Genomic DNA, 26,209 nt, shown 5'->3' on the forward strand with positions numbered 1-26,209 from the left:
GCCCTGCAAAGCCCGTCGGGAGCAAGGAGATGCCCCGACCGCAGCTGGGCACGGCAGGCGCACCCCTCAACAGTAGGCCGCAGAAGGCTTCCACGGGCCCCGGTCGTCGACGGTTGCCCGAATGCGCCCCAGCCACCCGTATGCATCTGGTATGCGCCTATCCGGTGGCCTTCAACCGTTACTCCTCCGCAGGGAGGGCAACTTCGGCCGCGGCGTCGGGCCCCTGCTCCAGCAGGACGCCGAATCCGTCCTCGTTCAGAACAGGCACCTTGAGCTGCATGGCCTTGTCGTACTTGGACCCAGGACTGTCACCTACGACGACAAAAGATGTCTTCTTCGAAACGGAACCTGTCACTTTCGCTCCGCGACTTTGCAGCGCCTCCTTGGCGCCGTCGCGGGTGAAGTGCTCCAGCGTGCCCGTGACGACGACGGTAAGCCCTTCCAGCGGACGCGGCCCCTCGTCCTCGCCGGAGCCCTCCTCCTCCGTGCGGACACCGGCGGCCTTCCACTTGCGAAGGATCTCCTGGTGCCACTCCTCGGCGAACCACTCCTTGAGCGAGGCGGCGATGATCGGGCCGACCCCGTCGGTGTTCGCCAACTCCTCCTCACTGGCCTGTTCGATGCGGTCGATGGAGCGGAACTCACGGGCCAGCGCCTCGGCGGCGACCGGGCCGACGTGACGGATCGACAGGCCGGTGAGGATACGGGCGAGCGGGCGCTCCTTGGCGGCGGCGATGTTCTCCAGCATCGCGACCGCGTTCTTCTTGGGCTCGCCCTGCTGGTTGGCGAAGACCGTGGCGATCTTCTCCTCGCCGGTCTTCGGGTCGCGCTTGGGCAGACCGCTGTCCTGGTCGAGGACGTACGCCTTGATGGGCAGCAGCTGCTCGACGCTCAGGTCGAACAGGTCGCCCTCGTCCACCAGCGCCGGCTCGGCCGGCTCCAGCGGCTTGGTGAGCGCGGCGGCGGCGACATAGCCGAAGTGCTCGATGTCCAGCGCCTTGCGGCCCGCGAGGTAGAACAGGCGCTCGCGCAACTGGGCCGGGCAGGTACGGGCGTTCGGGCAGCGCAGGTCGACGTCGCCCTCCTTCATGGGCCGGAGCGCCGTACCGCACTCGGGGCACTCGGCCGGCATCACGAACTCGCGCTCACTGCCGTCGCGCAGGTCGACGACGGGGCCGAGGATCTCCGGGATGACGTCACCGGCCTTGCGCAACACCACCGTGTCGCCGATGAGGACGCCCTTCAGCTTCACGACGTCCTGGTTGTGCAGGGTGGCGAACTCGACCTCCGAGCCCGCGACCGTGACCGGTTCGACCTGGGCGTACGGCGTGACCCGGCCCGTACGGCCCACGCCCACGCGGATGTTGATGAGCTTGGTGTTGACCTCTTCGGGCGCGTACTTGTACGCGATCGCCCAGCGCGGTGCGCGCGAGGTGGACCCGAGGCGGCCCTGGAGGGGGATCTCGTCGAGCTTGACCACGACTCCGTCGATCTCGTGCTCCACGGAGTGCCGGTTCTCGCCGAAGTACGCGATGAACTCCCGGACGCCGTCGAGGTCCTCGACCACCTTGTTGTGCCGGGCGGTCGGCAGGCCCCAGGTCCCCAGCAGGTCGTACGCCTGGGAGAGGCGGGTCATGCCGTCGGAGCCCTCCAGGGCGCCGATGCCGTGGACGACCATGTGCAGGGGGCGGGTGGCGGTGACGCGCGGGTCCTTCTGGCGCAGTGAACCGGCGGCCGCGTTGCGCGGGTTGGCGAAGGGCTTGTCGCCGGCCTCGACCAGGCGGGCGTTGAGCTCCTCGAACTTCTCCATCGGGAAGTAGACCTCGCCGCGGATCTCCACCAGATCCGGGATGCGGTCGCCCTTCAGGCGGTCCGGAATGTCCGCGATCGTACGGACATTGGGAGTGATGTCCTCACCGGTGCGACCGTCGCCCCGAGTCGCCGCGCGCGTGAGGCGGCCCTGCTCGTAGGTGAGGTTGACGGCGAGGCCGTCGACCTTGAGCTCGCACAGGAAGTGGAACTTCGACGTGCCGACGTCCTTGTGGACGCGCTCGGCCCAGGCGGCGAGCTCCAGGTCGTCGAAGGCGTTGTCCAGCGAGAGCATGCGCTCGCGGTGCTGGACCGCGGTGAACTCCGTCTCGTACGCGCCCGCGACCTTCTGGGTCGGCGAGTCCGGAGTTCGCAGTTCCGGGTACTCCTCCTCCAGCGCTTCGAGCGAGCGCAGGAGCTTGTCGAACTCCGCATCGCTGACGACGGGAGCGTCCTTCACGTAGTACCGGAAGCGGTGCTCCTCGATCTGCTCAGCGAGCTTCGCGTGCTGCTCCCGTGCCTCGGCGGGCACCGTCGTCTCCGCTTGCTTGTCGCCGGCCACCGTAATGTCCTCCCGTTACTCTGGGTTGTCCGCGAGGGATCTCGCCGCCCGGACACAGTGGGCGAGAGCCCCCCGCACATACTCGGGGGAAGCCCCCGCGAGTCCGCACGACGGCGTGACCGTGACCGCCTCCGCGAGAAGCCCCGGTGACAGCCCCAGCCTGCGCCACAACGTCCTGACACCCATGACGCTACCGGCAGGGTCTGACAATGGGCCGTCCGTGCCCGGGACGACACCGGCGAAGAGCCGCGTGCCCCCTTCCACCGCCTCGCCGATCGCGTCGTCGTCACGCTCGGTGAGAAGGGAGAAGTCGAAGGAGATCGCCGCCGCGCCCGCTCGGCGCAGCAGGGCGAACGGGACGTCCGGTGCGCACGAGTGGACCACGACGGGGCCCTCACCGTGAACCCCGACGACGTCGCGGAGGGTGGCCTCGACGATCTGCCGGTCCACGGCCCGATGGGTGCGGTAGCCGCTGGCGGACCTGACCTGGCCGCGCAGGACGGCGACGAGGGAGGGCTCGTCGAGCTGGAGGACGAGTCGGGCGCCGGGTACGCGCCTCCGGACCTCCTCCAGATGCAGCCGCAGCCCTTCGGCGAGGGAGGCGGCCAGGTCGCGGCAGGCGCCGGCGTCGGAGAGAGCGGCCTCGCCGTTCCGCAGCTCCAGCGCGGCGGCCAGCGTCCACGGCCCCACGGCCTGGACCTTCAGCAGCCCCTCGTACTCCTGGGTGAACTCCTCCAGCGCGTCGAGGTCCTCCCCCAGCCACGACCTGGCCCGCCGGGTGTCCCGCCCCGGCCGGTCCCCGAGCCGCCACCCGCTGGGCTCCACGCGCGCGTACAGCTCGACGAGCATTCCGGCGGTCCGCCCGATCATGTCCGCACCGGGCCCGCGAGCGGGTAGCTCGGCGAGGTACGGGAAGTCCTCGAAGGACCCGGTCACGGTCCTGGCGGTCTCACGGGCGTCACCGCCGGGCATGGAACCGACGCCGGTGGCGGGGGCGAAGGCGAACTGGGTGTTGTCACTCACCCGGACAGCGTATGTAACCGTCCGCCCCAGGTTTCACCACCCGAGCCACGTCACCGCCCCGGCCGCACCGTCAGATCGTTGATCTCCGCGTCCCTCGGCAGGTCCAGGGCCATCAGGATCGTCGTCGCCACCGACTCGGGGTCGATCCACTTCGAGGCGTCGTACTCCTTGCCCTCCTGCTGGTGGACCTTGGCCTGCATGGGGCTCGCCGTGCGCCCGGGGTAGACGGTGGTCACCCGGACCCCGTTGCCGTGCTCCTCGTGGCGGAGGGAGTCCGCGAGGGCCTTGAGGCCGTGCTTGGAGGCGGCGTACGCGGACCAGCCGGCGTGGGCGTTGAGGCCGGCGCCGGAGTTCACGAAGATCACGTGGCCGCGGGTGGTCCGGAGTTGGGGGAGGAAGTGCCGGGTCAGCTCGGCCGGGGAGACAAGGTTGACGTTGAGCTGGTGACGCCAGGTCTTGGAGGTCAGGTCGCCCACCGCGCCCAGGTCCACGACACCGGCGATGTGAAGCAGGGAGTCCACCCGGTCAGGCAGCGACTGGTGGGAGAAGGCCCAGGACAGCCTGTCCGGGTCCGCCAGGTCGCCGACCAGCGTCCTCGCGCCGGGAAACTCCGCCGTCAGCTCCTTCGCACGGCCCGCGTCGCGCGCGTGCAGGACAAGTTCGTCCCCGCGCGCGTGCAGGCGGCGGGCGACGGCCGCGCCGATGCCGGAGCCCGCTCCGGTGATCACATGAGTAGCCATGCCCGCCATGCTCGCATCAGCGCGGGGTCACTCCACCCCCTGGCTCTCCTCCAGATACGCCAGCGCCCCGACCGGCTCCTCCGCGAAGAAGACCAGGTCGGTCAGTGGGCGGGGCAGGAAGCCCTCGTCGTCCATGCGGCGGAACTGCTCCTTCAGGCCGTCGTAGAACCCCGCGGTGTTGAGCAGCACCACCGGCTTGTCGGTGTGACCGTGCTTCTTCAGCTCCAGGATCTCCGTCGCCTCGTCCAGGGTCCCGGTGCCGCCGACCATGATCACCACCGCGTCGGCCTTCTCCAGCAGCAGCCTCTTGCGCTCGGCGAGGTCCTTGGCGATGACCATCTCGTCGACACCGGCGCGCGCCTTGGCGGCCAGGAACTCGACGGAGACCCCGACGAGCCGTCCGCCCGCCTCCTGCACCCCGTCGGCGACGACCTTCATCAGCCCGACGTCGGAGCCGCCCCACACGAGCGTGTGACCGCCCTTGCCCAGCAGTTTCGCGAACTCGCGCGCGGGGCGCGTGTAACGGTCGTCGAGGTCGGCGGCGGAGAGGAAGACGCAGATTCGCATGCAGCCACCGTACGCGGGAAGAACCGGGGGCCCGCGAGCGCTTTTGCGGATATGGCTGACGGACACACGATCACGATCGAGCAGGGCACACGCAGCGTGCGGGTGGTTCACGGCAACCAGATCCTGGCCGAGAGCGACCGCCCGCTCATCCTGCGGGAGACAGGCTGCCCCGCGCGGTACTACATCCCGCCCGAGGACGTACGCCTGGACCTGCTGACGCCCTCCGAGACGCACACCTACTGCCCCTTCAAGGGAACGGCCTCCTACTGGTCACTGCCGGACGCGACGGACCTCGTCTGGTCGTACCCGGACCCGAAGCCGGACGTCACCGCGATCAAGGACCATCTCTGCTTCTACGAAGTCGAAGTGTCGTAGGCGATTAGATCCGTGCCGTGCGGCAACCTGCACAAGCATGGACAAGAAGACCATTTCGACCGACGGCACCTCCATCACGTACGAGATCACCGGTGAGGGTCCGGTGGTGATCCTCGTCAGCGGCGCCATGTCCACCGGGGGCACGGTGGCGCCGCTGGCCGTGCCCCTGTCCGCCCGCTTCAGGGTCGCCGTGTACGACAGGCGCGGGCGGGGAGAGAGCGGGGACACGGCGCCGTACGCGGTGGAGCGTGAGGTCGAGGATCTCGCCACCCTGATCGAGACGATGGGCGGCGAGGCGGCGCTGTGCGGCGTCTCGTCGGGCGGTGCGCTGGTGCTCGAGGCCGCGGCGAGCGGGCTGCCGGTGCGTCAGATCGCGGTGTACGAGGTGCCGTTCGTCGATTTCCTGGAGGGTGGTGCCAGGCTGCACGCCGAGTACACGGCGAATCTGGCCGAGGCGCTCGCGCAGGGGCGACGCGGCGACGCCGTCGAGCTCTTCCTCCGGCTCACCGGCATGGCCGAGCAGACGATCCAGGGTGCCCGCCAGTCACCCATGTGGGCCGGAATGGAGGCGATCGCACCGAGCCTGGCGTACGACAACGCCGTGATGGGCGACGGGCTGGCGCCCCGGGAACGACTGGCCTCGATCACGGCCCCGCTCCTGGCCGTGGCGGGCGGCGCAAGCCCTTCCTGGATGCGCGAGGCGACGCGGACGGTCGCGGAGACCGTGCCCGAGGGGACGTACCGGAGCCTGGAGGGGCAGACCCACATGGTGGAGCCGGACGTCCTCGGGCCGGTCCTCGCGGAGTTCTTCGAGGGGTGACCCGACCGCGCGGGGAGCGCCGCCTCAGACGGCCGTGGGCGTCGCCCGCACCGTAGACGCGATCGTCGCCGAGCCCACCACGCGCGTGTCGTCGTACAGGACGATCGCCTGGCCGGGGGCGACGCCGCGGACCGGCTCGGTGAACGTGACCTCCAGGGTGCCGTCGATCAGTTCGGCGGTCACCTCGGTCTCGCCGCCGTGGGCGCGCAGCTGGGCGGTGTAGGTGCCGGGGCCGGTCGGGGCGGTGCCGCACCAGCGGGGCTTGATGGCGGTGAGGGCGCTGACGTCCAGGGAGGCCGCCGGGCCGACCGTCACCGTGTTGTTCACCGGCGAGATGTCGAGGACGTAGCGCGGCTTGCCGTCGGCGGCCGGGGTGCCGATGCGCAGGCCCTTGCGCTGGCCGATGGTGAAGCCGTACGCGCCCTCGTGGGTGCCGAGCTTGGCTCCCGACTCGTCGACGATGTCGCCCTCCGCCTTGCCGAGGCGGTGCGCGAGGAAGCCCTGGGTGTCGCCGTCGGCGATGAAGCAGATGTCGTGCGAGTCGGGCTTCTTGGCGACCGCGAGGCCCCGGCGCTCGGCCTCGGCGCGGATCTCGTCCTTCGTCGTCAGCGTGTCGCCGAGCGGGAACAGCGCGTGCGCCAGCTGCTGCTCGTCCAGGACGCCGAGGACGTACGACTGGTCCTTGGCCATGTCGGAGGCGCGGTGCAGTTCGCGCGTGCCGTCGTCGTTCAGCACGACCGTCGCGTAGTGGCCCGTGCAGACCGCGTCGAAGCCGAGGGCCAGCGCCTTGTCGAGCAGGGCAGCGAACTTGATCTTCTCGTTGCAGCGCAGGCAGGGGTTCGGGGTGCGGCCGGCCTCGTACTCGGCGATGAAGTCGTCGACCACGTCCTCGCGGAAGCGGTCGGCGAGGTCCCACACGTAGAACGGGATGCCGATGACGTCGGCGGCGCGGCGGGCGTCGCGGGAGTCCTCGATGGTGCAACAGCCCCGCGCGCCCGTGCGGAAGGATTGGGGGTTCGCGGAGAGTGCGAGGTGGACGCCGGTGACGTCGTGGCCCGCTTCGGCCGCGCGGGCGGCTGCGACGGCGGAATCGACCCCGCCGGACATGGCGGCGAGGACGCGGAGGGGGCGGGAGGGCTGCGCGGTGTCAGTCATAACCCTTCCAGGGTACGGGGGCGCGGGAACCAGGGCCCCCGGGTATCCGTTGACGATCACATGGGACAGCGGAAGGCTCCGAAGGACGGCGACCGGAAGGTCGGGCGTCGCGCGTTGCTGATCGGTGGGGCAGTGGCGGCCGCGGGCTCGGCCGTGCTGGCCCGCGACGAGCTCGCGAGGTTGTGGTGGCGGGTGCCGGGCGTGGAGAAGCCGCGCAAGGAAGGCGAGGTCGACTTCGCGGGCGCGCGGTGGGTGGCGGCGTCGGACGCGAACTGGCGGCGGGCGGACCGGCCCGACGACTACGGCATAGACATGGTGATCATCCATGTCACCCAGGGCAGCTTCGCCAGCGCGGTGAAGGTGTTCCAGGACCCGGAACACGGCGCCGCCGCGCACTACATCGTCCGCAAGGACGGCCACATCACGCAGATGATCCGCGAGCTGGACGTGGCGTACCACGCGGGCAACCGCGACTACAACGAGCGCAGCATCGGCATCGAGCACGAGGGCTTCGTGGACCGGCCGCAGGACCTCACGGACGAGATGTACGAGGCCTCGGCGCGGCTCACGGCCCGGATATGCGCGCGCTACGACATCCCGGTCGACCGCGAGCACATCATCGGGCATGTGGAGGTGCCGGGGACCGACCACACGGATCCCGGGGAGCACTGGGACTGGGACCGGTACATGAAGCTCGTCCGGGAGGCGCGTACGGCGCCCGCGTAGCGGGCCAGGGCCTGTCCGGCGGATCAGGCCCTAGGTGAGCCCTGCCGCCCGCGCTCGTTCCACCGCCGGGCCGATCGCCTTGGCCACGGCCTCGACGTCGGCCTCGGTGGAGGTGTGGCCGAGGGAGAAGCGGAGGGTGCCGCGAGCCAGGTCGGGGTCGGTGCCGGTGGCCAGCAGGACGTGGCTGGGCTGGGCGACGCCCGCGGTGCAGGCGGAGCCGGTGGAGCACTCGATGCCCTGGGCGTCCAGGAGCAGCAGCAGGGAGTCGCCCTCGCAGCCCGGGAAGGTGAAGTGGGCGTTGGCCGGGAGGCGGCCGCCGGGTGCGGGGTCGCCGCCGAGGATCGCGTCCGGGACGGCCGTACGGACCGCCTCGACCAGGGCGTCGCGCAGGGCGCCGATCTCGGTGGCGAACCATGCGCGCTGCTCGGCGGCGAGACGGCCGGCGACCGCGAAGGAGGCGATGGCGGGGACGTCGAGGGTGCCGGAGCGGACGTGGCGTTCCTGGCCGCCGCCGTGCAGGACGGGTACGGGGGTGTATTCGCGGCCGAGCATCAGCGCGCCGATGCCGTAGGGGCCGCCGATCTTGTGGCCCGACACCGTCATCGCGGCGAGGCCGGAGGCGGCGAAGTCGACGGGGACCTGGCCGAAGGCCTGGACGGCGTCGGCGTGCAGGGGGACGTCGAACTCCCTTGCCACGTCCGCGAGTTCGCGGATCGGCATGAGGGTGCCGATCTCGTTGTTGGCCCACATCACGGTCGCCAGGGCGATGTCGTGGGGGTTGCGGGCGATGGCCTCGCGCAGGGTGTCGGGGTGGACGCGTCCGTGGGAGTCGACCGGGAGGTACTCGACGTTCGCACCCTCGTGCTCGGCGAGCCAGTGGACGGCGTCGAGGACGGCGTGGTGTTCGACGGGGCTGGCAAGGACACGGGTGCGGGTGCCTGCGGGGTCGGCATCGCGGCGGGACCAGTACAGGCCCTTGACCGCGAGGTTGTCGGCCTCGGTGCCGCCGGAGGTGAGGACGACCTCACTGGGGCGGGCGCCGAGCGCTTCCGCGAGGGTTTCGCGGGCCTCCTCGACGGTGCGCCTCGCGCGGCGGCCGGATGCGTGGAGGGAGGAGGCGTTGCCGGTGACGCTCAGCTGGGCGGTCAGTGCCTCTGCCGCCTCCGGGAGCATGGGGGTCGTCGCGGCGTGGTCGAGGTAAGCCATGGTGACGCCGATTCTACGGGCCCCTGTCAGCCGACCTGGCTCCAAGGTCGACTTGGGCTGCGGCTCGTCCCCGGCCGCTCGCCGTCAGCTCCGCATACCTGTGCTCGCGGCTCCTAGAAGCTCCACGACAACGTGTTGTCCATCTGCACGAACGCCAGCAGGACCAGCAGGTCGGCAACGCCCAGGCCCATGCCCAGGTATGCCCGGCCCTTGCGCTTCGTGCCGCGCCACAGGGACACCGCCGCAAGGACGATGGCGACCGGGCCGAGGAAGATGTTGAAGACGAGGAGGCCGAGGAGGCCGAGGACGAAGGACGCCACGGCCATGCCGTCGGCGTCGCGGGTGCGGGTGCCGGGGCGGGCGGTGGCCGGTGCGGTGAGGTGCATGGGTGTCAGCTCCCGAGAAGTCGGTTCGGTCCGGTTGACGGAGTCAGTGGCGGCGGGCGAGTCGCTCGCGGGCGGCGAAGACGCCGAGCCAGACGGTGATCACGGAGGCAGCGACGACGGTGAAGGCGAGCGGCGCGTGGGCCACGGCGCCCAACAGCACGCCCAGCAGCAGGAGCGCGGCAACGAGGAACAGCATGGGTCGGATCCCCCTTTGAGATCTTTCGCGATCTCTCGTGATCTCTTGTGTGATCTCTCGCGTTACATTTCGGTGAACAGTTGTAGTAACAGTTGTTCACTGACTCCAAGTCTAGCGCGCCCCACGGCTTTTCAATTCCAGAGAACAGTTGTTAACTGCATGGTATGAGTCACACCCTCGGCATCCGACAGGCCCAGAAACAGAAGACCCGGCAGTCCCTCCTGGACGCGGCGTTGGGACTGCTGGAGGAGCAGAGCCTGAGCAGTCTGGGCCTGCGCGAGGTCACCCGTGCGGTCGGCGTCGCCCCGACGGCCTTCTACCGGCACTTCCGCTCCACCGCCGACCTCGGTGTCGCCCTCGTCGAAGAGGCGCTCGGCAGCCTGCACCCCATGATCCGCACGATCGTCACCTCCGCCGGCGACAGCGACCAGCGCATAGAGCGCGCCGTCGAGTTGATCGCCCGGCACGTCGAGACGCACCCGGCCCATGTCCGCTTCATCGCCCGCGAACGGCACGGCGGAGTGCAGTCGGTACGGGAGGCGATCCAGGACCAACTGGCCCGTTTCGCCGAGGAAGTGAAGGTCGCGCTCACCAAGGATCCGGTCTCCGAGGGCTGGAACGACGACGACCTCCTCATGCTCGCCCATCTCTACGTCGACCAGATGCTGATGACGGCCTCGCTCTTCCTGGACACCCTTGAGGCATCCAAGGAGGAGCGGCAGCGCGTCGCCCAGGCCGCGACCCGCCGGATGCGGCTGATCAGCATCGGCCGCGAACACTGGCTGGACTGAACGACGGCAACGACGGCAACGACAGCCGGCAACGCCAAGGGGCGACACCCCCGTTCACCGGGAGTGCCGCCCCTTTCGTAAGGCGACCTGCGTCAGCCCTCGTCGTACGGCGTCCTGCGTCAGCTCTTGGTCGCCGAGGCCGCCGCGCTGGGCGCGCCGCTCGGGGCACCGCTGGGGGCCTCCCCGCCGCCCTGGCCACCGCCCGGACCGCCACAGCCGCCGCCCTGGCCACCGCCGGGGCCACCCTGACCGCCGCCCTGAGCCCCACCCTGACCGCCGCCGGGGGCACCGCTGGGCGCACCGCTCGGAGCACCCGAGGGCGCCCCCGACGGCGCGCCGGACGCCTGGGCGGTCGGCGCGCCGGACGGGGCACCGCTCGGCGCCCCCGACTGAGTGCCGCTCGGCGGCTGGCACGACGACGATGACTGCTGACCGGAGTTGCCGCTGTTCGAGTTCGACGACGAGTCGCCGGACCCGCAGGCCGCCAGGGCCAGGGGCGAGAGCGCCAGCAGGGCCACGGCGGGGAGGAGACGCGCACGCTTCATGAGAAACAGCTCCATGGAAGATGAGGAAAGTCCTGGAGCCGGAACTCAACCAACGCCGCTTAGGGCTTCCTTGAGGGCCTGCTGTCGACGGCCTGTGCGCCGGGCAAAGCGATCTTCAATTCACCCCGCTGACCTGCGAGTTTCCTCGGATCCTCGCCTTACTCGCTGGTACAGGGCCGTGACAGAAGCAGTCTCCCCCGCCGGTCTCAGCCCAGCCTGACCCGCGCCAACTGCCGCGACTGCGCCACGAGTCGGTCCGCGCTGTCCCATACCTCCGCGTCCTCCTCCAGGAACCCGCCCGCGAGGTTGCGCGTCGTGATCGACACCCGCAGGGGGCCCGGGGCCGGGCGGCAGCGTATGTGGACCGTCAGTTCGACCGTCGGGACCCAACCCGAGATGCCGATCTCGAAGGCCGTGGGCGGGAGGGCGTCCACCGCCAGCAGCAGGGAGAGCGGGTCCGCGTCGCGGCCGTCGGCCAGGCCGAACCAGGCGCGCATCTCGCCCTTGCCCGAGGGCTGGCCGAGGGCCCAGCCCAGGGTCGACGGGTCGAGCTTGAGCATCAGGCGGTCGGCGATGGCGGAGCTGCCGGAGACGGGGGCCGGTCCGTCCTCGGGGCCGAAGCAGTGGTCCATCGGCGGGATCGCCGGCGGCTTGGCCGTCGTACGGACGTCGTCGGGGAGGGTGTCGAGGTCGCCGTACGAGGCGAGGACGCGGATGCGCTCGATCTCGCGGCCCTGCTCGTCGTACTGGAAGAGCGAGGCCTGGCCGGTCGACAGCGTGCGCCCCGTGCGCACCACGCCCGTGCGGACGACCGCCGGGCCCGGCTGGGACGCGGTCAGGTAGTGCGCGGAGATGGTGAACGGGTCGCTGTGTGGCAGGGCGTCACCGAGGGCGCGGCCGAGGACGGCGAGCAGATAGCCGCCGTTGACGGCGCTGATGATGGTCCAGCCGGCGGAGAGGTCGATGTCGTAGACGCCGGGTTCGCGCCGGGTGAGCGCGGTGTCGCGGTCGAACTCGCTGTCGCCGATCGTGGCCCGCGGGGCCGTCGGTGCGGAGGCTGCTTCTGGCATGGATGAACGGTACAACAGCTAACTACTAAGCGGTAGCTTTTCGATTCGATGGGTGGGCGGAAGCGCAGGGAGACGCGGGCAACTTTTCGGTAAGTGTCCCTGCTCGCCCGAAACCCGGAGCCCGTTCTCTCCCTCTATGAGGACATGAGTCTCACCGGGACCCCGTTCCTCTACACGCTGATAGCACTGTGCGTCGGCGCCGTCGCGCTGCCGCTGATCCTCTGGTCGCGGGTGCGCGGGCCCAGGGTCGTGCGGGCCGTCGCCAGGCTGCTGATGGTGCTGTTCGCCCAGGGCACGGCGGTCGCGCTCGTCTTCACGATGGTCAACAACTCCAACCAGCTGTACGACAACTGGGGCGACCTGCTCGGCACCAGCAACCATGTGCAGGAAGCGGCAGACCTCGGGGCGAGCGGCACCGGTGGGATCGCGCTGGAGAAGCTGCCCAGGGTCCGGCAGGCCTTCAAGCAGGCCAAGGGGCCGGGCATGCGCGCGGACGGCGGGGTTCTGGTCACCCAGCTCAAGGGCCGGGTGTCCGGAGTGCACGCCGAGGTCCATGTCTGGCTGCCGCCGCAGTACGACGACCCGGCCTACCGCAATCACCGGTTCCCGGTCGTCGAGGTGCTGCCGGGCTATCCGGGCTCGTCGAAGGCCTGGTACGGGACGATGGACGCGCCCGAGCAGCTGGCACCGCTGATGCGCAGCGGGCAGATCGCGCCGTTCATCATCGTCTCGCCGCGCACCACACTGCTGCCCGGCAAGGACACCGGCTGCGCCAACATCCCCGGCAAGGTGAACGCCGACAGCTGGCTCAGCATCGACGTGCCGAAGATGGTCATGGACAACTTCCGGGCCCAGGCCGCGCCGGACGGCTGGGCGGTCGCCGGGTACTCGGCGGGTGCGCACTGCGCGGCCAAGCTGGCCGTCGCCCACCCCGACCGCTACCGGGCCGCGGTCAGCATGTCGGGCTACAACGACCCCGTCGCCGTACCCCAGTCGCTCGCCGGCAAGTCCCCCGCCCTGCGGGCGGCGAACAACCCGTATGTGCTCCTGCAGAACTACCGTGTCCCGCCGCGCGTCGCGCTCTACATGTCCGGCCAGCCTGGGGACGGGTACGAGGCGGCCATGGCTCTCAAGCGGGTCTCGAAGGCGCCGACCACCGTGGACGTGGTGTTCATCCCGAGCAGTGCGGGCGGTCACACGATGGCGCTGTGGAAGCCGCAGGTCGTGCCCGCGTTCCGTTGGCTGACCCAGATGATGGGGACCGGGCACCAGACCGGTTCGGCGCCGGGGACTACTCCTCTCGTACCGTCGACCGCCGGTTCCAGGCACGCGGAGCTCGCCAGTGGTACCGCATCGCCAGCAGACGCAGCACGAAGGCCGTGACGGCCGCGAGGCCGCTGGTGAGCGGGGTCAGGGCGTCGTAGCGGATGCACAGGACGACCATCGTGGCGCCGACGATCGCCGGGACCGCGTACAGGTCGCGGTCCCAGCGCAGCAGTGACGGCACCTCGTTGGCGAGGACGTCGCGCAGCACACCGCCGCCCACGGCGGTCGCGAGGCCGAGGCAGGCCGACGCGGTGAGGCCGAGGCCGTAGTCGTACGCCTTCGTCGTCCCGGCGACGCAGAACAGGCCGAGGCCCGCCGCGTCGAAGACGTTCACGCCGGTCTGGATGCGCTCCACGTGCGGGTGCAGGAAGAAGACCAGGAGCGTGGCGAGCAGCGGGGTGAGGAAGTACCCCAGATCCGTGAAGGCGGCCGGCGGTACGGCGCCGATGACCACGTCCCGGAACAGCCCGCCGCCCAGGGCGGTGACCTCGGCGAGGACGGCGATGCCGAAGACGTCGAAGTTCTTGCGGACGGCCAGCAGGGCGCCGGAGATCGCGAAGACGAAGATGCCGACCAGGTCGAGCGTGTGCTGGACGGACGGGCTGAACAGTTGCTGGAGCACCCGTACATTCTTGCGCAGCAATAGGCCCCCGCCTTGCAAAGGAAGGCGGGGGCCGGGGTTGGGTTACTTGTTGTTGTCCGTGGTTTCCGCGGAAGGCTCTGCGGAGTCCGTGGTCTCGGGGGCCTCCTCGGGCGCTGCGGCCTCGGGGGCGGCCTCAGTCTCGGGAGCCTCGTCGGCAGCCTCGGCCTCAGGCGCCTCCTCGGAAGCGGCGGCCTCTGCGGCCTCCTCCGTCGGCACCAGCTCCGCCGCCGCCTTGGCCACGGTCAGCAGCACCGTGTCCTGCGGCTGCTGGTCCTCGAAGTTCTCCGGGTGGTGGCAGGCCACGCGCTGGCCCGGCCGCAGCTCGGCCAGCGGCGGTTCCGTCGTCCGGCAGATCTCCGTCGCCTTCCAGCACCGGGTGTGGAAGCGGCAGCCGCTCGGCGGGGCGATCGGCGAGGGAACGTCGCCGCGGAGCAGGATGCGCTCGCTCTTGGTCGCGCGCCGCTTCGGGTCCGGGATCGGCACCGCCGACAGCAGGGCCTTGGTGTACGGGTGCATCGGCGCCTTGTACAGCGACTCCCGGTCGGCGAGCTCGACGATCTTGCCGAGGTACATCACCGCGATGCGGTCCGAGACATGCCGTACGACCGAAAGGTCGTGCGCGATGATCACGTACGTGAGGCCGAGCTCCTCCTGGAGGTCGTCCAGCAGGTTCACGACCTGCGCCTGGATCGACACGTCGAGGGCGGAGACGGGCTCGTCGGCCACGACCAGCTTGGGGTTGAGCGCGAGGGCACGGGCGATGCCGATGCGCTGGCGCTGGCCGCCGGAGAACTCGTGCGGATAGCGGTTGTAGTGCTCGGGGTTGAGGCCGACCACCGACAGCAGCCGCTGGACCTCCTTCTTCACCCCGCCCTCGGGCTGGACGCCCTGGAGCTTGAAGGGGGCGCCGACGATCGTGCCGATGGTGTGCCGGGGGTTCAGCGAGGAGTACGGGTCCTGGAAGATCATCTGCACGTCTCGGCGCATCGGGCGCATCTGCCCGACGCCGAGGTGTGTGATGTCCCGGCCCTCGAACTCCACGGTGCCGCCGGTCGGTTCGAGCAGCCGCGTGATCAGCCGGCCCATCGTCGACTTGCCGCAGCCCGACTCGCCGACGACGCCCAGCGTCTCGCCCTGACGCACCTCGAAGTCGATGCCGTCGACCGCGCGCACCGCGCCGGTCTGCCGCTGGAGCAGGCCCTTGCGGATCGGGAAGTGCTTCTGCAGGCCGGTCACCTTGAGCAGGATCTCGCCGTCGGCGGCACCTCTTTTCGCGAGGGTGCCGCTCTGCGCGGGGATTTTCACCGCTTTTTCGTCGCTCACAGCTTCGGCGCAATCTCTTCGGTCCAGATACGCTCCCGCTGCTCCTGGCCCATGTGGCAGGCGGCCCAGTGCCGCTCGCCGACCTCGGTCAGCTCGGGGCGGACCGTGCGGGTGACGTTGTCCTTCGGGATGTCGGCGTACGGGCAGCGCGGGTTGAAGGCACAGCCGGACGGGACGTTGATCAGGGAGGGCGGGGAGCCCTTGATCGGGATGAGGCGGTCGGTCTCGTCACGGTCCAAGCGCGGCATCGAGCCGAGCAGGCCCCAGGTGTACGGGTGCCGGGGCTCGGAGAAGACACCCTCGGCGGGACCGCGCTCCACGCATCGGCCGCCGTACATGACCAGCAGGTCGTCGGCCATCTCGGCGACGACGCCCAGGTCGTGCGTGATCATGATGACCGCGGAGCCGAACTCCTTCTGCAGGTCCCGGATCAGGTCGAGGATCTGCGCCTGGACGGTGACGTCCAGGGCGGTGGTCGGCTCGTCGGCGATGAGCAGCTCGGGGTTGTTCACCAGCGCCATGGCGATCATGGCGCGCTGGCGCATACCGCCGGAGAACTCGTGCGGGTAGCCGTCGACGCGCTTGTCGGGCTCGGGGATGCCCACCCGGTCCAGCATCTCGACGGCCCGCTTACGGGCCTCCTTCTTGCTGACCTTGTGGTGCACCCGGTACGCCTCGACGATCTGCTGCCCGACCGAGTAGTACGGGTGCATCGCCGACAGCGGGTCCTGGAAGATCATCGCCATCTTGCGGCCGCGCAGCCGGCGTACGTCGTCGGGGTCGGCGGCGATCAACTCCTGGCCGTCCAGCCAGACTTCGCCGGAGACCTTGGCGCGCGCCGAGCGGTGCAGGCCCATCACGCCGAGCGAGGTGACGGACTTGCCGGAGCCGGACTCGCCGACGATGCCGAGGGTCCTGCCCCGCTGCACGTCGAAGCTGACGCCGTCCACCGACTTGACCAGACCGTCGTCGGTGTCGAAGTGGATGCGCAGATCGCGTACGGAAAGGAACGCGCCGTCCGTGTCGGACGGGGCGGCGACGGCGGGTTCGCCGAGCGCCGCTTTCTCGAGCTTGCTCACGAGTACCTCACCCGGGGGTCGATGGCGGCGTACACCAGGTCGACGACGAGATTGCAGAAGACGATGAAGAACGCGGCGACCAGGGTGACGCCCATGACGATGGGCAGGTCGTTGTCCTTGATGGACTGGACCGCGTAGGCACCGATGCCCTGCAAGGAGAAGACGGTCTCGGTGAGCACCGCGGAGCCGACGAGGGTGCCGAAGTCCATGCCGAAGATGGTGACGATCGGGGTCAGCGCGGCGCGCAGGCCGTGCTTGGCGACCACCGAGGTCTCCTTGAGCCCCTTGGCCCTTGCCGTTCTGATGTAGTCCTCGCCCATCGTCTCCAGCATGCCCGCCCGGGTGAGTCGGGCGTAGAGCGCGGAGAAGAGGAAGGCGAGGCTGACCCACGGCAGGATCAGATGCCAGGCCCAGTCGGCGGGGTTCTCGGTGAACGGGACGTACTCGATGGCGTCCCAGATGGGGATCTCGTACACGAACAGGGCGTTGAGCACCTGGCCGGTGAAGAAGATCGGGAGGGAGACGCCGGCGAGGGCGATGAACATCGAGATGCGGTCGATGGGGGTGCCCTTGCGCAGCGCCGAGATCACGCCGGTCGTGACGCCGAAGATCAGCCAGATCACGGCGGCACCGATGGCCAGCGAGAGGGAGACCGGGATCCGTTCCGTCAGCTGGGGCCACACCTCGACGTGACTCTTGAAGGAGTAGCCGAAGCAGGGGGCGTTGCAACGCGTGGCGTCGGGGCCGAACTTGTAGTCGGCGCCCACCACGAGGCCCTTGATGTAGTCCCAGTACTGGACGGCGATGGGCTGGTCCAGCCCGAGGTTCTGCTTGATGGCGGCAACGGACTCGGGGTTGGCGTCCTTGCCGACATACTGCGTGGCCAGCTGGTCGGCGGTCTGGCCACCGAGCCGTGGCACGAGGAAGAAGATCGCGAAGGTGACTGCGCTGACCACCAGCAGCAACAGCACCGCGCCGAAGACGCGTCGGATGATGTACGCAGCCACAGCTGTACGGCTCCGGTCGGCCGGGGCGGGTTCTGCCCGCCCCGGCCATCCAGTGCCTTCACCTGCCTTTCAGGGGGATCCGGCCTTGCTGGTTACTACTTGGTGGAGCTCATCAGCAGGTAGTCGTACATGCCCAGGTAGGCCTGCGTGACCGTGACGTTGGCCGCGGATGCCGGCCTGTACAGCAGGTTCTTGCGGTAGATCAGCGGGACGACCGAGGCGTTGTCCATCACCATCTTGTCGATGTCGCCCCAGGCCTTGGTGCGGGCGGCGTCGTCGGTGTTGGCGATCGCGTCCGTCAGGGCCTTGTTGATCTTCGGGTCGTTCAGCTCCATCAGGTTGTTGCCACCGGAGGGCTTGATGGCAGCGCCGTTGATGATCTGGTCGAGGAAGCCGAAGCCGGTCGGCCAGTCAGCACCCCACGCCATCGACAGCATGCCGAGCTTGTTGTCGTGGACGTAGCTCGGGACACCGGCGAAGTTGGAGAAGTACTTGCCGGAGGGGAACTGCTTGATCTCGACGTTGATGCCGACCTTCTTCAGCGAGGCCTGCACGGCCGTGGCCGACGCGACCTCGGCGGGACGGTCGGAACGCGCGGTCAGGATCGTGTCGAAGCCGTTCGGCTTGCCGCACGCCTTCAGGGCTTCCTTGGCCTTGGCCACGTTGCCCTTGTTGCCGTCCGTCGCGTAGGTGTCGAACTTGGTGTAGCCGTTCACCGACGGCGGCAGCAGCGTGCTCGCCACGTCACCCTTCGGCGAACCGCCGATGGCGTCCTGGACGGACTTCTTGTCGATGGCCCACTGCACGGCCTTGCGGCAGTCGGCGTTGTCGAACGGCTTCACGTTGACGTTCAGCGCGATGTACTGCGTCGCACCGGCGTACGAGGCGTCCGTCGAGGCCGCGTTCTTGCCGACCAGGACCTTCGGCTGGGTGGCCGGCTGGACACCGGTGCCCGCCGCGTCGGCCGTGATCTTGTTGGAGAGCAGGTCGTTGTCGACCGTCACCGGGTTGACCTTGAACTTGATCGTGACCTTGTCCGGCAGCGCCTTGCGGATCGGGTCCGTCTTGGCGTCCCAGTTCTTGTTGCGCACGAGGGTGGCGCTACGGCCCTCCTCGTAGGACTCGAACTGGTACGGGCCGGAGGACACGATGTTCTGCACGTACTTCGCGCCGGTGTCCTTGGCCTGCGGCACCGGAGCCGTCTGCGAGAACGTCGCCAGGTAGTCGAAGTCGGCGAAAGGCGCCTTCAACTTGAAGACGATCGTGCTGTCGTCCGGCGTCTCGATGGACTTCAGACCGTCGGCGGACTTGTCCTTGTACGGGCCTTTGTACTTGTCGCCGCCCTCGAGGTACGACTTGAAGTAGGTCGGGCCGTTGGACAGGGCCTCCGGCGCGAAGTTCGAGCGCTCGATGGCGTACTTGACGTCCTTGGACGTGATCGGCGTGCCGTCCTGGTACTTCAGGCCCTTGCGGAGCTTGTACGTCCAGGTCTTGGCGTCGGCGCTGGGCGTACCCAGGGACTCGGCCAGGTCGGGGACGACCTCAAGGCCTTCCTTGCCCGCCGCCGGCTTGAACGTGGTGAGCGCACGGGCGTAGAGCCGGGAGAAGTTCTGCACCCAGCCGTAGTACGTGTTGCCCGGGTCCAGGGAGTCCGGCACGTCCGAGTGCTCGTACGAGACCGTTCCCCCCTTCTTGGTCGACGGGTTGACTATGGAGGTCAGCGCGGCGTCCTTCTTGCCGTTGCCTCCGCCGTTGCCGTCACTGTCATCCCCGCCACCACATGCGGCAGCACCCAGCGAGAGCGCTACGACCGACGCGATGGCGGCGGTCACCCTTCTCGTCTTCACCTGAGGAAAGCCCCCTCTATCGATGGATCACTTGCTGCGAGGGTCGAGGGCGTCACGCAGCCCGTCACCCAGCAGGTTGAAGGCCAGGACGGTGATGAAGATCGCCAATCCGGGCACGAACATGTACTGCGGATCCGCTGTGTAGAGATCCACAGCGTTGCTGAGCATGCCGCCCCAGGAGGCCTGCGGCGGGGCGATGCCGACTCCGAGGAAGCTCAGCGCAGCCTCGAAGAGGATGTTCGTCGGGATGATCAGCGTCGAGTAGACGAGGATCGGCGCGACGAGATTGGGGAGCAGCTCGCGGAACAGGATGTACGGCCCGCGTGCGCCCAGGCTCGTGGAGGCCTCGATGAACTCCCGCCTGCGCAGGGTCATGGTCTGTGCGCGCACGATGCGGCCGATGTAGGGCCAGCTGAAGAAGCCGATCACGAAGATCAGCACGCAGATGCGCAGCGGCAGGCCTTCGAGCCCGAAGAAGCCGTCCTGGACGGAGGCGGAGATGGAGATCGCGAACAGCAGCAGCGGGAACGCCAGGAAGGTGTCCATCAGCCGGCTGATAACGCTGTCGATCCAGCCGCCGTAGTACCCGGCGATCACACCGAGCACGGTGCCGATGCACACGGACAGGAGCGTGGCGCCTCCCGCGACCAGCAGCGACACCCAGGAGCCGTCGATGATGCGGGCGAGCATGTCACGGCCGTACTGGGGGTCGACGCCCAGCGGGTGGTCCCAACTCATGCCGCCCCAGCCACCCTTGGGGGCGAGCAGGGCCGGGTCGATCAGGTCCTGGTTGAACTGGTTGGGGTCGAGGTCGAACACCCACAGGATGGGCTTGGAGAGGACCGCCATGAGCACGAGGCAGATGACGACGACGCCACCGGCCATCGCCACCTTGTCCCGCTTGAAGCGCATCCAGGCGATCTGGGTGAGCGAACGCCCCTCGATCTGGCTCTTCTTGACTCCGGCGAGCACGGCCTCGGGCTGTGCTCCGGCCTCCGCGCCCGTTGTCTCGATCGGTGCGGTCACAGTGAGATTGACCCCTCTCGGCCGGCGGTTGCCGACCCCCCTGGCTGCCGCTGTAGCGGTTGCTTCCACTCGTACACAGGACCGACCGGCCCGTGTCTTGCCGGGAGTCTTCAACGCTTTGGCGATCTGTTGCCAGAGCTGGCGGGGAAAGGATGCGCAACCGTGATGCTGTCCTGGGGGTTCCGTTATCCGAACAACGGGTAACGGCCGTCGGACGCGAGCCAGTTGGGGCGTATGAGGGCGGACCGGGACCTTCCGATCTCATCTACGCGCGAAGATCTACCTGGGAAACCGAAGCGTGGGACCGTTCGCACCTACGACTTTCGGGCTACTGACTGAACGGTAGGTTAGCCGGTCGAAGATCAGTAACGGCCCTGGGCCGGCGGGTAGCCGTAGCCGGCCGCCGGAGCCTGCGCGGGGGCGGCGACGTGTGCCTCGCGGTCGTAGAACGGACGGGCGCTCGCGCGCATCCACATGGCGACCGGATCGCACTCGTCGGACATCGCCACGGTCGAGACGGGCAGCCCGTCCGGGACCGCGCCGATCGACTGCGACATCATCGAGCGCACCGAGTCCACGGCGGGCGGGCTGGTGTCGTACACGTCGAGCCCGATGGCGAGATACGGCGCGCCGAGCGCCGGCTGCACCCAGGCGCGGCGCAACGAGCGGACGGCCGGCGTGCGGTGGGCGTTCTGTGCGAGCAGGGCGTAGAACTGCGGGATCTCGATGCCGGGCTCCGACAGCCGCAGCGGGCCGGCGGGCTGGCGGTCCAGGCCCGTGGCGATGCGGCGCAGGTCGAGCCAGGGGATGCCGACGCCGCCGCCCGGGGCGTGCGGGTTCAGCCACAGGCCGTAGTGGTCCGGGTAGAGGGTGCGGGCCACGTCGACGCCGTCGACCACCTCGTACGAGCGGTTCCAGCCGCTGGCCGACAGCTCCTGGGCGGAGGTGACGCACGGGGCGTAGCCGTAGCCCTCGACCTCCATGTTTCCGTACTGGGCGTCCGGGGAGCCGGCCTGGCCGTGCCACAGCAGCATCCAGACCTGGCCGGTGGTCGGGGTCGCGAGCGCGCGCAGGAGAGCCTCGTAGGCGTCGTAGCGCCCGGGCGTCACCTGGCGCAGCATGTGCTCGACCTGTCCGGTCGAGGTCGTGCCGCTCGCGCTCACCTTTACCGCCCCTTCGGGAAACATGGGTTTTCGCGTCCAGCTTAGGCGCTCCGCTGGGAGAGCCGCTGAGAGCTCGGGACCTATTGTGGTCTGCGGACTGCGGGTCGCGTGTGGCTTGTCGCGCCCGCGCGGCGGAGCCGCACATGTATACAGCCCCGCGCCCCTTTCGGGGCGCTGCCCCCTAGGGACGTTACAAGTCCCGCTGATAGAAGGGGCGGACCCTCTGGCGCATCCAATCGATCACCGGGTCCTGCGCCACGTCCAGCAGGACCAGGTTGACCGGCCACTGGACCGGGGTGCGGCCCAGGGTGCGGGCAAGGGCGTCCATGGGGGCGGCTCGCAAGTCGCCCTCCCAGTGGGAGAGTTCGACGCCTATGAACATCACGGGGGCGGCCGTCTCGATGGCGGCCAGGCAGCGGCGGGCCGTCGCGACCACGCCGGTCTGCGCGAACTCGGCCGAGGCGGCGGCGAGGAAGTCGACCGGGTCTTCCTGCCAGTCGGGCTCGTAGAGCTTGACGCGACCGCCGGAGGTGAGGCCGTCCAGCGGGGTGCGGCCCACGCGGCAGAGTTCGGCGACCGCCGTCGGGGGCAGGGGGACGCCGACCACGCCGTCGGGGTTCACGGCGATGCCCACCTGCGGGGGCAGACCGCGGGCGAACTCGACGGCGGGGGCGATGGTGTACGCCATGTGGGACCCGGCGACCTGGCGGAACTGTTCCTCGGAGCTGAAGACCGGTACGTACACCTGGCCCTCGATCTGCACCGTGGGCAGGTCCAGTGGGCCGCTGTGCGGGCCGCCGCCGTTGGGCAGGGGCACCCAGACGAAGCTGCGGCCCAGCACTTCGATGATCCGTCCGCCCGCCGACGGCAGGCCGAGGGAGGCCGAGAGCACCTCCTCCAGTTCGTTGCCGGGCCAGCCGCCGTGCGGGTGGAGGTGTGCGTTTGCCGGGAAGTCCGCGGGGAGATCCGCTGGGAAGTCCATCTGAATGACCGCCTGCTGTGAACCACGTCTGTGGCTCAGAAGGCTATCCGGTGTCCCGCCCGCGCAGGTCCACGGCCGCTCAGCCCCCGAACCCGATCCGGCGCAGGACGTCCGCCGCCGAGCGGTCGACCAGCACCGCCGAGCCGCACCCCTGGGGCAGGTCGCCCTTCTCCACCGAGCGCAGCAGCCGGGCGGCGGCACTGCGGTGGCGCAGGAAGGCATACCGCGAGACGCCGCGACCGCGCTCGCGCTGGCCCTCCAGGGCCGTGTGCGGGGTGACGTCGAGCAGGAGCAGGTGCAGGGTGCCGCCGCGGCGGCGGGCCGCGCGGGCCAGCCAGCCGCGCACCCAGGCCTGCGTACCGCAGTCGTGCACGACGACGCCCTCGCCGGAGCGCAGGGCGCGGCGCAGTCCGGCGTAGTGCGCGAGGCGGACCAGGGGGCGGTAGACGGCGTAGGGCAGGAAGCCGGGCATGAGGGCTTCCCAGCGGTCCCGGGCGTCCTGGGAGTCGATGCGGATGCCCTTCACGGTCCGCTTCATCAACGTGGTCTTGCCGCTGCCGGGCAGACCGGTGACCGCCACGAGGTCCTGGGGGCCGAAGAGCAGAGCGTGCGGGCTGTGGCCGCAGCGCTCGCGCAGATCGCGGACCACGGGCGCGGGGCACATGGCGCGGGCTTCGACAACGGGGGCGGCGGGCTGCTTGGGCAGCGCGAGGCCCGAGGTCGTGGCGTACGCCGTGGTGCGCTTCACCGTCATCGTCCTCCTCCGGGGGTCAGGAGTCCCTATCCCCACTGAGCGTAAAGAGAAGGTAATGGATGATCTCTCGCATTTTCGTTCGCTTCCTGCCACAAGCTGGTTACAGAGACGGCCCTGCCCAAGACGGGCCCGGCATGCAATGATGTGCCCGCCAACTGCATACCGGCCGCTTGAATCCGCGCGGGAGAGTCCCCAGCAGTCCACCGCTGGGGCGCCGAAGGAGCAAGTCCCTCCCTTGAATCTCTCAGGCCCCGTTACCGCGCGGGCGAGGCACATCTGAAAAGCGGGCCACTGGTTCCAGTGGCTCCACCCAAGGTGCAAGCCGTGTCCTCCAGGGATCACGGCGAACCTCTCAGGTTCCGATGACAGATGGGGAGGAACGACCTCGCCCTTGATGTCTTGCCCTGGGAGACGACCGACCGATGAGCAGCACAGGAGAACTCCGTCACACCGCGCTCGATGCCCTGCATCGCTCGCTCGGCGCGACGATGACCGACTTCGCCGGCTGGGACATGCCGCTTCGCTACGGCTCCGAGCGCGACGAGCACCTGGCCGTACGCACCAAGGCCGGCCTGTTCGACCTCTCGCACATGGGCGAGATCACGGTGACGGGACCCCAGGCGGCCGGGCTGCTGAACCACGCCCTCGTCGGCAACATCGCCTCCGTCGGTGTCGGCCGCGCCCGCTACACCATGATCTGCCGGGCCGACGGCGGCATCCTCGACGACCTGATCGTCTACCGGCTCGCCGAGACCGAGTACATGGTCGTCGCCAACGCCTCCAACGCCCAGGTCGTGCTGGACGCGCTGACCGAGCGCGCCGCCGGCTTCGACGCCGAGGTCCGTGACGACCGGGACGCCTACGCGCTGCTCGCCGTCCAGGGCCCCGAGTCCCCCGGCATCCTGAAGTCCCTCACCGACGCAGACCTCGACGGCCTGAAGTACTACGCCGGTCTGCCCGGCACCGTCGCCGGCGTCCCCGCCCTCATCGCGCGCACCGGCTACACCGGCGAGGACGGCTTCGAGCTGTTCGTGAAGCCGGAGCACGCCGTCGAGCTGTGGCAGGCGCTGACCAAGGCGGGCGAGGGCGTCGGCCTGGTCCCCTGCGGGCTGTCCTGCCGGGACACGCTGCGCCTGGAGGCGGGCATGCCGCTGTACGGCCATGAGCTGTCGACCTCCCTCACCCCCTTCGACGCCGGGCTCGGCCGGGTGGTGAAGTTCGAGAAGGAGGGCGACTTCGTCGGGCGCGAGGCGCTGCAGGAGGCCGCCTCCCGCGCCGCGGAGAACCCGCCGCGCGTCCTGGTCGGCCTGGTCGCCGAGGGGCGTCGCGTCCCGCGCGCCGGGTACCCGGTCGTCGCGGGCGGCGAGGTGATCGGCGAGGTCACCTCCGGTGCGCCCTCCCCCACGCTGGGCAAGCCCATCGCGATGGCCTACGTCGACGCGGCGCACTCGGCGCCGGGCACGGCCGGTGTCGGCGTGGACATCCGCGGCAGTCATGAGCCGTACGAGGTCGTGGCGCTGCCGTTCTACAAGCGGCAGAAGTAACAGTGGATGCGGCGGATCCGGCGCCGAAAAGTACACACTGACAGCGGCAACCGCGTGACCCTGCGCACATTTCCGCTGCTCACGCACGTTTCCAGCAGTCCCCTATTCATCAGCACTCCCGCGCGTACAGGAGAATTCAGGCCATGAGCAACCCCCAGCAGCTGCGCTACAGCAAGGAGCACGAGTGGCTGTCGACCGCCGAGGACGGCGTCTCGACGGTCGGCATCACCGAGTTCGCGGCCAACGCGCTCGGCGATGTCGTCTACGCCCAGCTCCCCGAGGTCGGCTCGACCGTGACCGCGGGTGACACCTGCGGCGAGCTGGAGTCGACCAAGTCGGTGTCCGACCTGTACTCCCCGGTCACGGGCGAGGTCACCGAGATCAACGAGGACGTGGTGAACGACCCGGCGCTGGTGAACTCCGCCCCCTTCGAGGGTGGCTGGCTGTTCAAGGTACGCATCACGGAGGAGCCGGCCGACCTGCTCACCGCCGACGAGTACGTCGCCCACACCGCCGGCTGAGGAGTCGTAGCCCCTTATGTCTGACAAGTCGCTTCTGAACACGCCCCTGCATGAGCTCGACCCGGCCGTCGCCGCCGCGCTCGACGCCGAGCTGGAGCGCCAGCAGTCCACCCTGGAGATGATCGCCTCCGAGAACTTCGCCCCGCTGGCGGTCATGGAGGCACAGGGCTCGGTCCTGACGAACAAGTACGCCGAGGGCTACCCGGGACGCCGCTACTACGGCGGCTGCGAACACGTCGACGTCGCCGAGCAGATCGCCATCGACCGGATCAAGGAGCTGTTCGGCGCCGAGTACGCCAACGTCCAGCCCCACTCCGGCGCCTCCGCCAACCAGGCCGCCCTGTTCGCCCTCGCCCAGCCCGGCGACACCATCCTCGGCCTGGACCTCGCCCACGGCGGCCACCTCACCCACGGCATGCGCCTGAACTTCTCCGGCAAGCAGTTCAACGTCGTCCCCTACCACGTCGACGACGCCGGCCTGGTCGACATGGCCGAGGTCGAACGCCTCGCCAAGGAACACCGCCCCAAGGTGATCATCGCCGGCTGGTCCGCCTACCCGCGCCAGCTCGACTTCGCCGAGTTCCGCCGCATCGCGGACGAGGTCGAGGCGTACCTGTGGGTCGACATGGCGCACTTCGCCGGTCTGGTCGCGGCCGGCCTGCACCCCAACCCGGTCGAGCACGCCGATGTGGTCACCTCCACCACGCACAAGACCCTGGGCGGGCCGCGCGGCGGCATCATCCTGGCCAAGCAGGCCTTCGCGAAGAAGCTGAACTCCTCCGTCTTCCCCGGCTTCCAGGGCGGCCCCCTGGAGCACGTGATCGCGGCCAAGGCGGTCTCCTTCAAGGTCGCCGCCTCCGAGGAGTTCAGGGAGCGCCAGCGCCGCACCATCGAGGGCGCCCGCATCCTCGCCGAGCGCCTGACGGCCGCCGACGCCCGTGAGGCCGGCGTGAACGTCCTGTCCGGCGGCACCGACGTCCACCTCATCCTGGTCGACCTGCGCGCCTCCGACCTGGACGGACA

General features: G+C 69.7%; 27 protein-coding genes and 1 riboswitch. Of the genes, 8 read left to right on the forward strand and 19 right to left on the reverse strand.

All coding sequences use genetic code 11. The annotated features are described in order from the left end of the window. Positions 1-178: 178 nt before the first annotated feature. From ligA to BLU79_RS46015, 4 genes are read right to left on the reverse strand one after another with little or no spacing between them, the layout of a single operon-like run. Complete coding sequence (gene ligA / locus BLU79_RS46000) at positions 179-2,371, reverse strand: NAD-dependent DNA ligase LigA (RefSeq protein ID WP_093912036.1); 2,193 nt, start codon at positions 2,369-2,371, stop codon at positions 179-181. Between the two features lie 15 nt (positions 2,372-2,386). Further along, positions 2,387-3,394 (reverse strand): methionine synthase, encoded by a 1,008-nt coding sequence (locus BLU79_RS46005; RefSeq protein WP_093912037.1) that lies wholly within the window; start codon positions 3,392-3,394, stop codon positions 2,387-2,389. Between the two features lie 50 nt (positions 3,395-3,444). Next, positions 3,445-4,143, reverse strand: a complete 699-nt coding sequence (locus BLU79_RS46010; RefSeq protein ID WP_093912038.1) for an SDR family oxidoreductase — start codon at positions 4,141-4,143, stop codon at positions 3,445-3,447. Positions 4,144-4,161: 18 nt separating this feature from the next. Beyond that, entirely contained in the window at positions 4,162-4,701 is a 540-nt protein-coding gene (locus BLU79_RS46015) for an LOG family protein (protein WP_093912039.1), read from the reverse strand. Positions 4,702-4,752: 51 nt separating this feature from the next. On the opposite strand from BLU79_RS46015, the gene BLU79_RS46020 reads away from it, so the two are divergent. Next, a complete protein-coding gene (locus BLU79_RS46020) occupies positions 4,753-5,076 on the forward strand; it encodes a DUF427 domain-containing protein (RefSeq protein WP_093912040.1) in 324 nt (107 codons plus the stop codon). 37 nt (positions 5,077-5,113) lie between these two features. Then, positions 5,114-5,896: an alpha/beta fold hydrolase gene (locus BLU79_RS46025; RefSeq protein ID WP_093912041.1), complete on the forward strand. Its 783-nt coding sequence runs from the start codon at positions 5,114-5,116 to the stop codon at positions 5,894-5,896. 24 nt (positions 5,897-5,920) lie between these two features. Here the strand turns inward: BLU79_RS46025 and mnmA are convergent, their stop codons facing one another. Next, on the reverse strand, positions 5,921-7,051 hold the full coding sequence (gene mnmA / locus BLU79_RS46030; protein ID WP_093912042.1) for a tRNA 2-thiouridine(34) synthase MnmA: 1,131 nt from the start codon (positions 7,049-7,051) through the stop codon (positions 5,921-5,923). 60 nt (positions 7,052-7,111) lie between these two features. Between mnmA and BLU79_RS46035 the strand changes: the two genes are divergently transcribed. After that, on the forward strand, positions 7,112-7,777 hold the full coding sequence (locus BLU79_RS46035) for an N-acetylmuramoyl-L-alanine amidase (protein WP_093912043.1): 666 nt from the start codon (positions 7,112-7,114) through the stop codon (positions 7,775-7,777). Positions 7,778-7,807: 30 nt separating this feature from the next. Here the strand turns inward: BLU79_RS46035 and BLU79_RS46040 are convergent, their stop codons facing one another. The 3 genes from BLU79_RS46040 to BLU79_RS46050 form a co-directional block, all read right to left on the reverse strand. Beyond that, the gene (locus BLU79_RS46040) at positions 7,808-8,983 is read right to left on the reverse strand and encodes a cysteine desulfurase family protein (protein WP_093912044.1); all 1,176 of its coding nucleotides are present in this window, start codon (positions 8,981-8,983) and stop codon (positions 7,808-7,810) included. Positions 8,984-9,096: 113 nt separating this feature from the next. Then, entirely contained in the window at positions 9,097-9,369 is a 273-nt protein-coding gene (locus BLU79_RS46045; protein WP_093912045.1) for a DUF4190 domain-containing protein, read from the reverse strand. Positions 9,370-9,412: 43 nt separating this feature from the next. Next, the gene (locus tag BLU79_RS46050) at positions 9,413-9,565 is read right to left on the reverse strand and encodes a hypothetical protein (protein WP_093912046.1); all 153 of its coding nucleotides are present in this window, start codon (positions 9,563-9,565) and stop codon (positions 9,413-9,415) included. Positions 9,566-9,729: 164 nt separating this feature from the next. On the opposite strand from BLU79_RS46050, the gene BLU79_RS46055 reads away from it, so the two are divergent. Continuing rightward, a complete protein-coding gene (locus BLU79_RS46055) occupies positions 9,730-10,356 on the forward strand; it encodes a TetR family transcriptional regulator (protein WP_093912047.1) in 627 nt (208 codons plus the stop codon). 119 nt (positions 10,357-10,475) lie between these two features. Here the strand turns inward: BLU79_RS46055 and BLU79_RS46060 are convergent, their stop codons facing one another. Both BLU79_RS46060 and BLU79_RS46065 read right to left on the reverse strand, forming a co-directional pair. Then, positions 10,476-10,901, reverse strand: a complete 426-nt coding sequence (locus BLU79_RS46060; protein WP_093912061.1) for a hypothetical protein — start codon at positions 10,899-10,901, stop codon at positions 10,476-10,478. A gap of 206 nt (positions 10,902-11,107) precedes the next feature. Beyond that, the gene (locus tag BLU79_RS46065) at positions 11,108-11,971 is read right to left on the reverse strand and encodes a thioesterase family protein (protein WP_093912048.1); all 864 of its coding nucleotides are present in this window, start codon (positions 11,969-11,971) and stop codon (positions 11,108-11,110) included. A gap of 144 nt (positions 11,972-12,115) precedes the next feature. Between BLU79_RS46065 and BLU79_RS46070 the strand changes: the two genes are divergently transcribed. After that, positions 12,116-13,354, forward strand: coding sequence for an alpha/beta hydrolase (locus BLU79_RS46070; RefSeq protein WP_093912062.1), 1,239 nt, complete (start codon positions 12,116-12,118; stop codon positions 13,352-13,354). Here BLU79_RS46070 and BLU79_RS46075 read toward each other — a convergent pair. The 9 genes from BLU79_RS46075 to BLU79_RS46115 form a co-directional block, all read right to left on the reverse strand. Next, positions 13,263-13,919: a trimeric intracellular cation channel family protein gene (locus BLU79_RS46075; RefSeq protein ID WP_093912049.1), complete on the reverse strand. Its 657-nt coding sequence runs from the start codon at positions 13,917-13,919 to the stop codon at positions 13,263-13,265. The genes BLU79_RS46070 and BLU79_RS46075 overlap by 92 nt on opposite strands. A 63-nt stretch (positions 13,920-13,982) precedes the next feature. Continuing rightward, complete coding sequence (locus tag BLU79_RS46080) at positions 13,983-15,245, reverse strand: ABC transporter ATP-binding protein (RefSeq protein ID WP_371132081.1); 1,263 nt, start codon at positions 15,243-15,245, stop codon at positions 13,983-13,985. A 14-nt stretch (positions 15,246-15,259) separates the two neighbouring features. Next, entirely contained in the window at positions 15,260-16,342 is a 1,083-nt protein-coding gene (locus BLU79_RS46085) for an ABC transporter ATP-binding protein (RefSeq protein WP_093912051.1), read from the reverse strand. Beyond that, positions 16,339-17,349 carry an ABC transporter permease gene (locus BLU79_RS46090; protein WP_093912052.1) on the reverse strand — a complete coding sequence of 337 codons (1,011 nt, stop codon included), beginning with the start codon at positions 17,347-17,349 and terminating at the stop codon, positions 16,339-16,341. The genes BLU79_RS46085 and BLU79_RS46090 overlap by 4 nt, the downstream gene beginning before the upstream one ends. A gap of 95 nt (positions 17,350-17,444) precedes the next feature. After that, positions 17,445-19,181: an ABC transporter substrate-binding protein gene (locus BLU79_RS46095; RefSeq protein WP_371132082.1), complete on the reverse strand. Its 1,737-nt coding sequence runs from the start codon at positions 19,179-19,181 to the stop codon at positions 17,445-17,447. 42 nt (positions 19,182-19,223) lie between these two features. Beyond that, a complete protein-coding gene (locus BLU79_RS46100) occupies positions 19,224-20,222 on the reverse strand; it encodes an ABC transporter permease (protein ID WP_093912054.1) in 999 nt (332 codons plus the stop codon). 362 nt (positions 20,223-20,584) lie between these two features. After that, the gene (locus BLU79_RS46105) at positions 20,585-21,385 is read right to left on the reverse strand and encodes an enhanced serine sensitivity protein SseB C-terminal domain-containing protein (protein WP_093912055.1); all 801 of its coding nucleotides are present in this window, start codon (positions 21,383-21,385) and stop codon (positions 20,585-20,587) included. A gap of 190 nt (positions 21,386-21,575) precedes the next feature. After that, positions 21,576-22,367, reverse strand: coding sequence for an enhanced serine sensitivity protein SseB (locus tag BLU79_RS46110; RefSeq protein ID WP_093912056.1), 792 nt, complete (start codon positions 22,365-22,367; stop codon positions 21,576-21,578). Between the two features lie 79 nt (positions 22,368-22,446). Next, complete coding sequence (locus tag BLU79_RS46115; protein ID WP_093912057.1) at positions 22,447-23,121, reverse strand: AAA family ATPase; 675 nt, start codon at positions 23,119-23,121, stop codon at positions 22,447-22,449. A 171-nt stretch (positions 23,122-23,292) separates the two neighbouring features. Beyond that, positions 23,293-23,391, forward strand: a riboswitch (glycine riboswitch). Between the two features lie 152 nt (positions 23,392-23,543). Between BLU79_RS46115 and gcvT the strand changes: the two genes are divergently transcribed. The 3 genes from gcvT to glyA all read left to right on the forward strand — a co-directional run. Further along, a complete protein-coding gene (gcvT, locus tag BLU79_RS46120) occupies positions 23,544-24,665 on the forward strand; it encodes a glycine cleavage system aminomethyltransferase GcvT (protein WP_093912058.1) in 1,122 nt (373 codons plus the stop codon). A 143-nt stretch (positions 24,666-24,808) separates the two neighbouring features. After that, positions 24,809-25,186 carry a glycine cleavage system protein GcvH gene (gcvH, locus tag BLU79_RS46125; RefSeq protein ID WP_093912059.1) on the forward strand — a complete coding sequence of 126 codons (378 nt, stop codon included), beginning with the start codon at positions 24,809-24,811 and terminating at the stop codon, positions 25,184-25,186. Between the two features lie 16 nt (positions 25,187-25,202). Beyond that, positions 25,203-26,209, forward strand: a 1,007-nt coding sequence (gene glyA, locus BLU79_RS46130; RefSeq protein ID WP_093912060.1) for a serine hydroxymethyltransferase, incomplete at its 3' end; no start/stop codon positions are given.

Source organism: Streptomyces sp. cf386, assembly GCF_900103585.1.
Classification (GTDB): domain Bacteria; phylum Actinomycetota; class Actinomycetes; order Streptomycetales; family Streptomycetaceae; genus Streptomyces.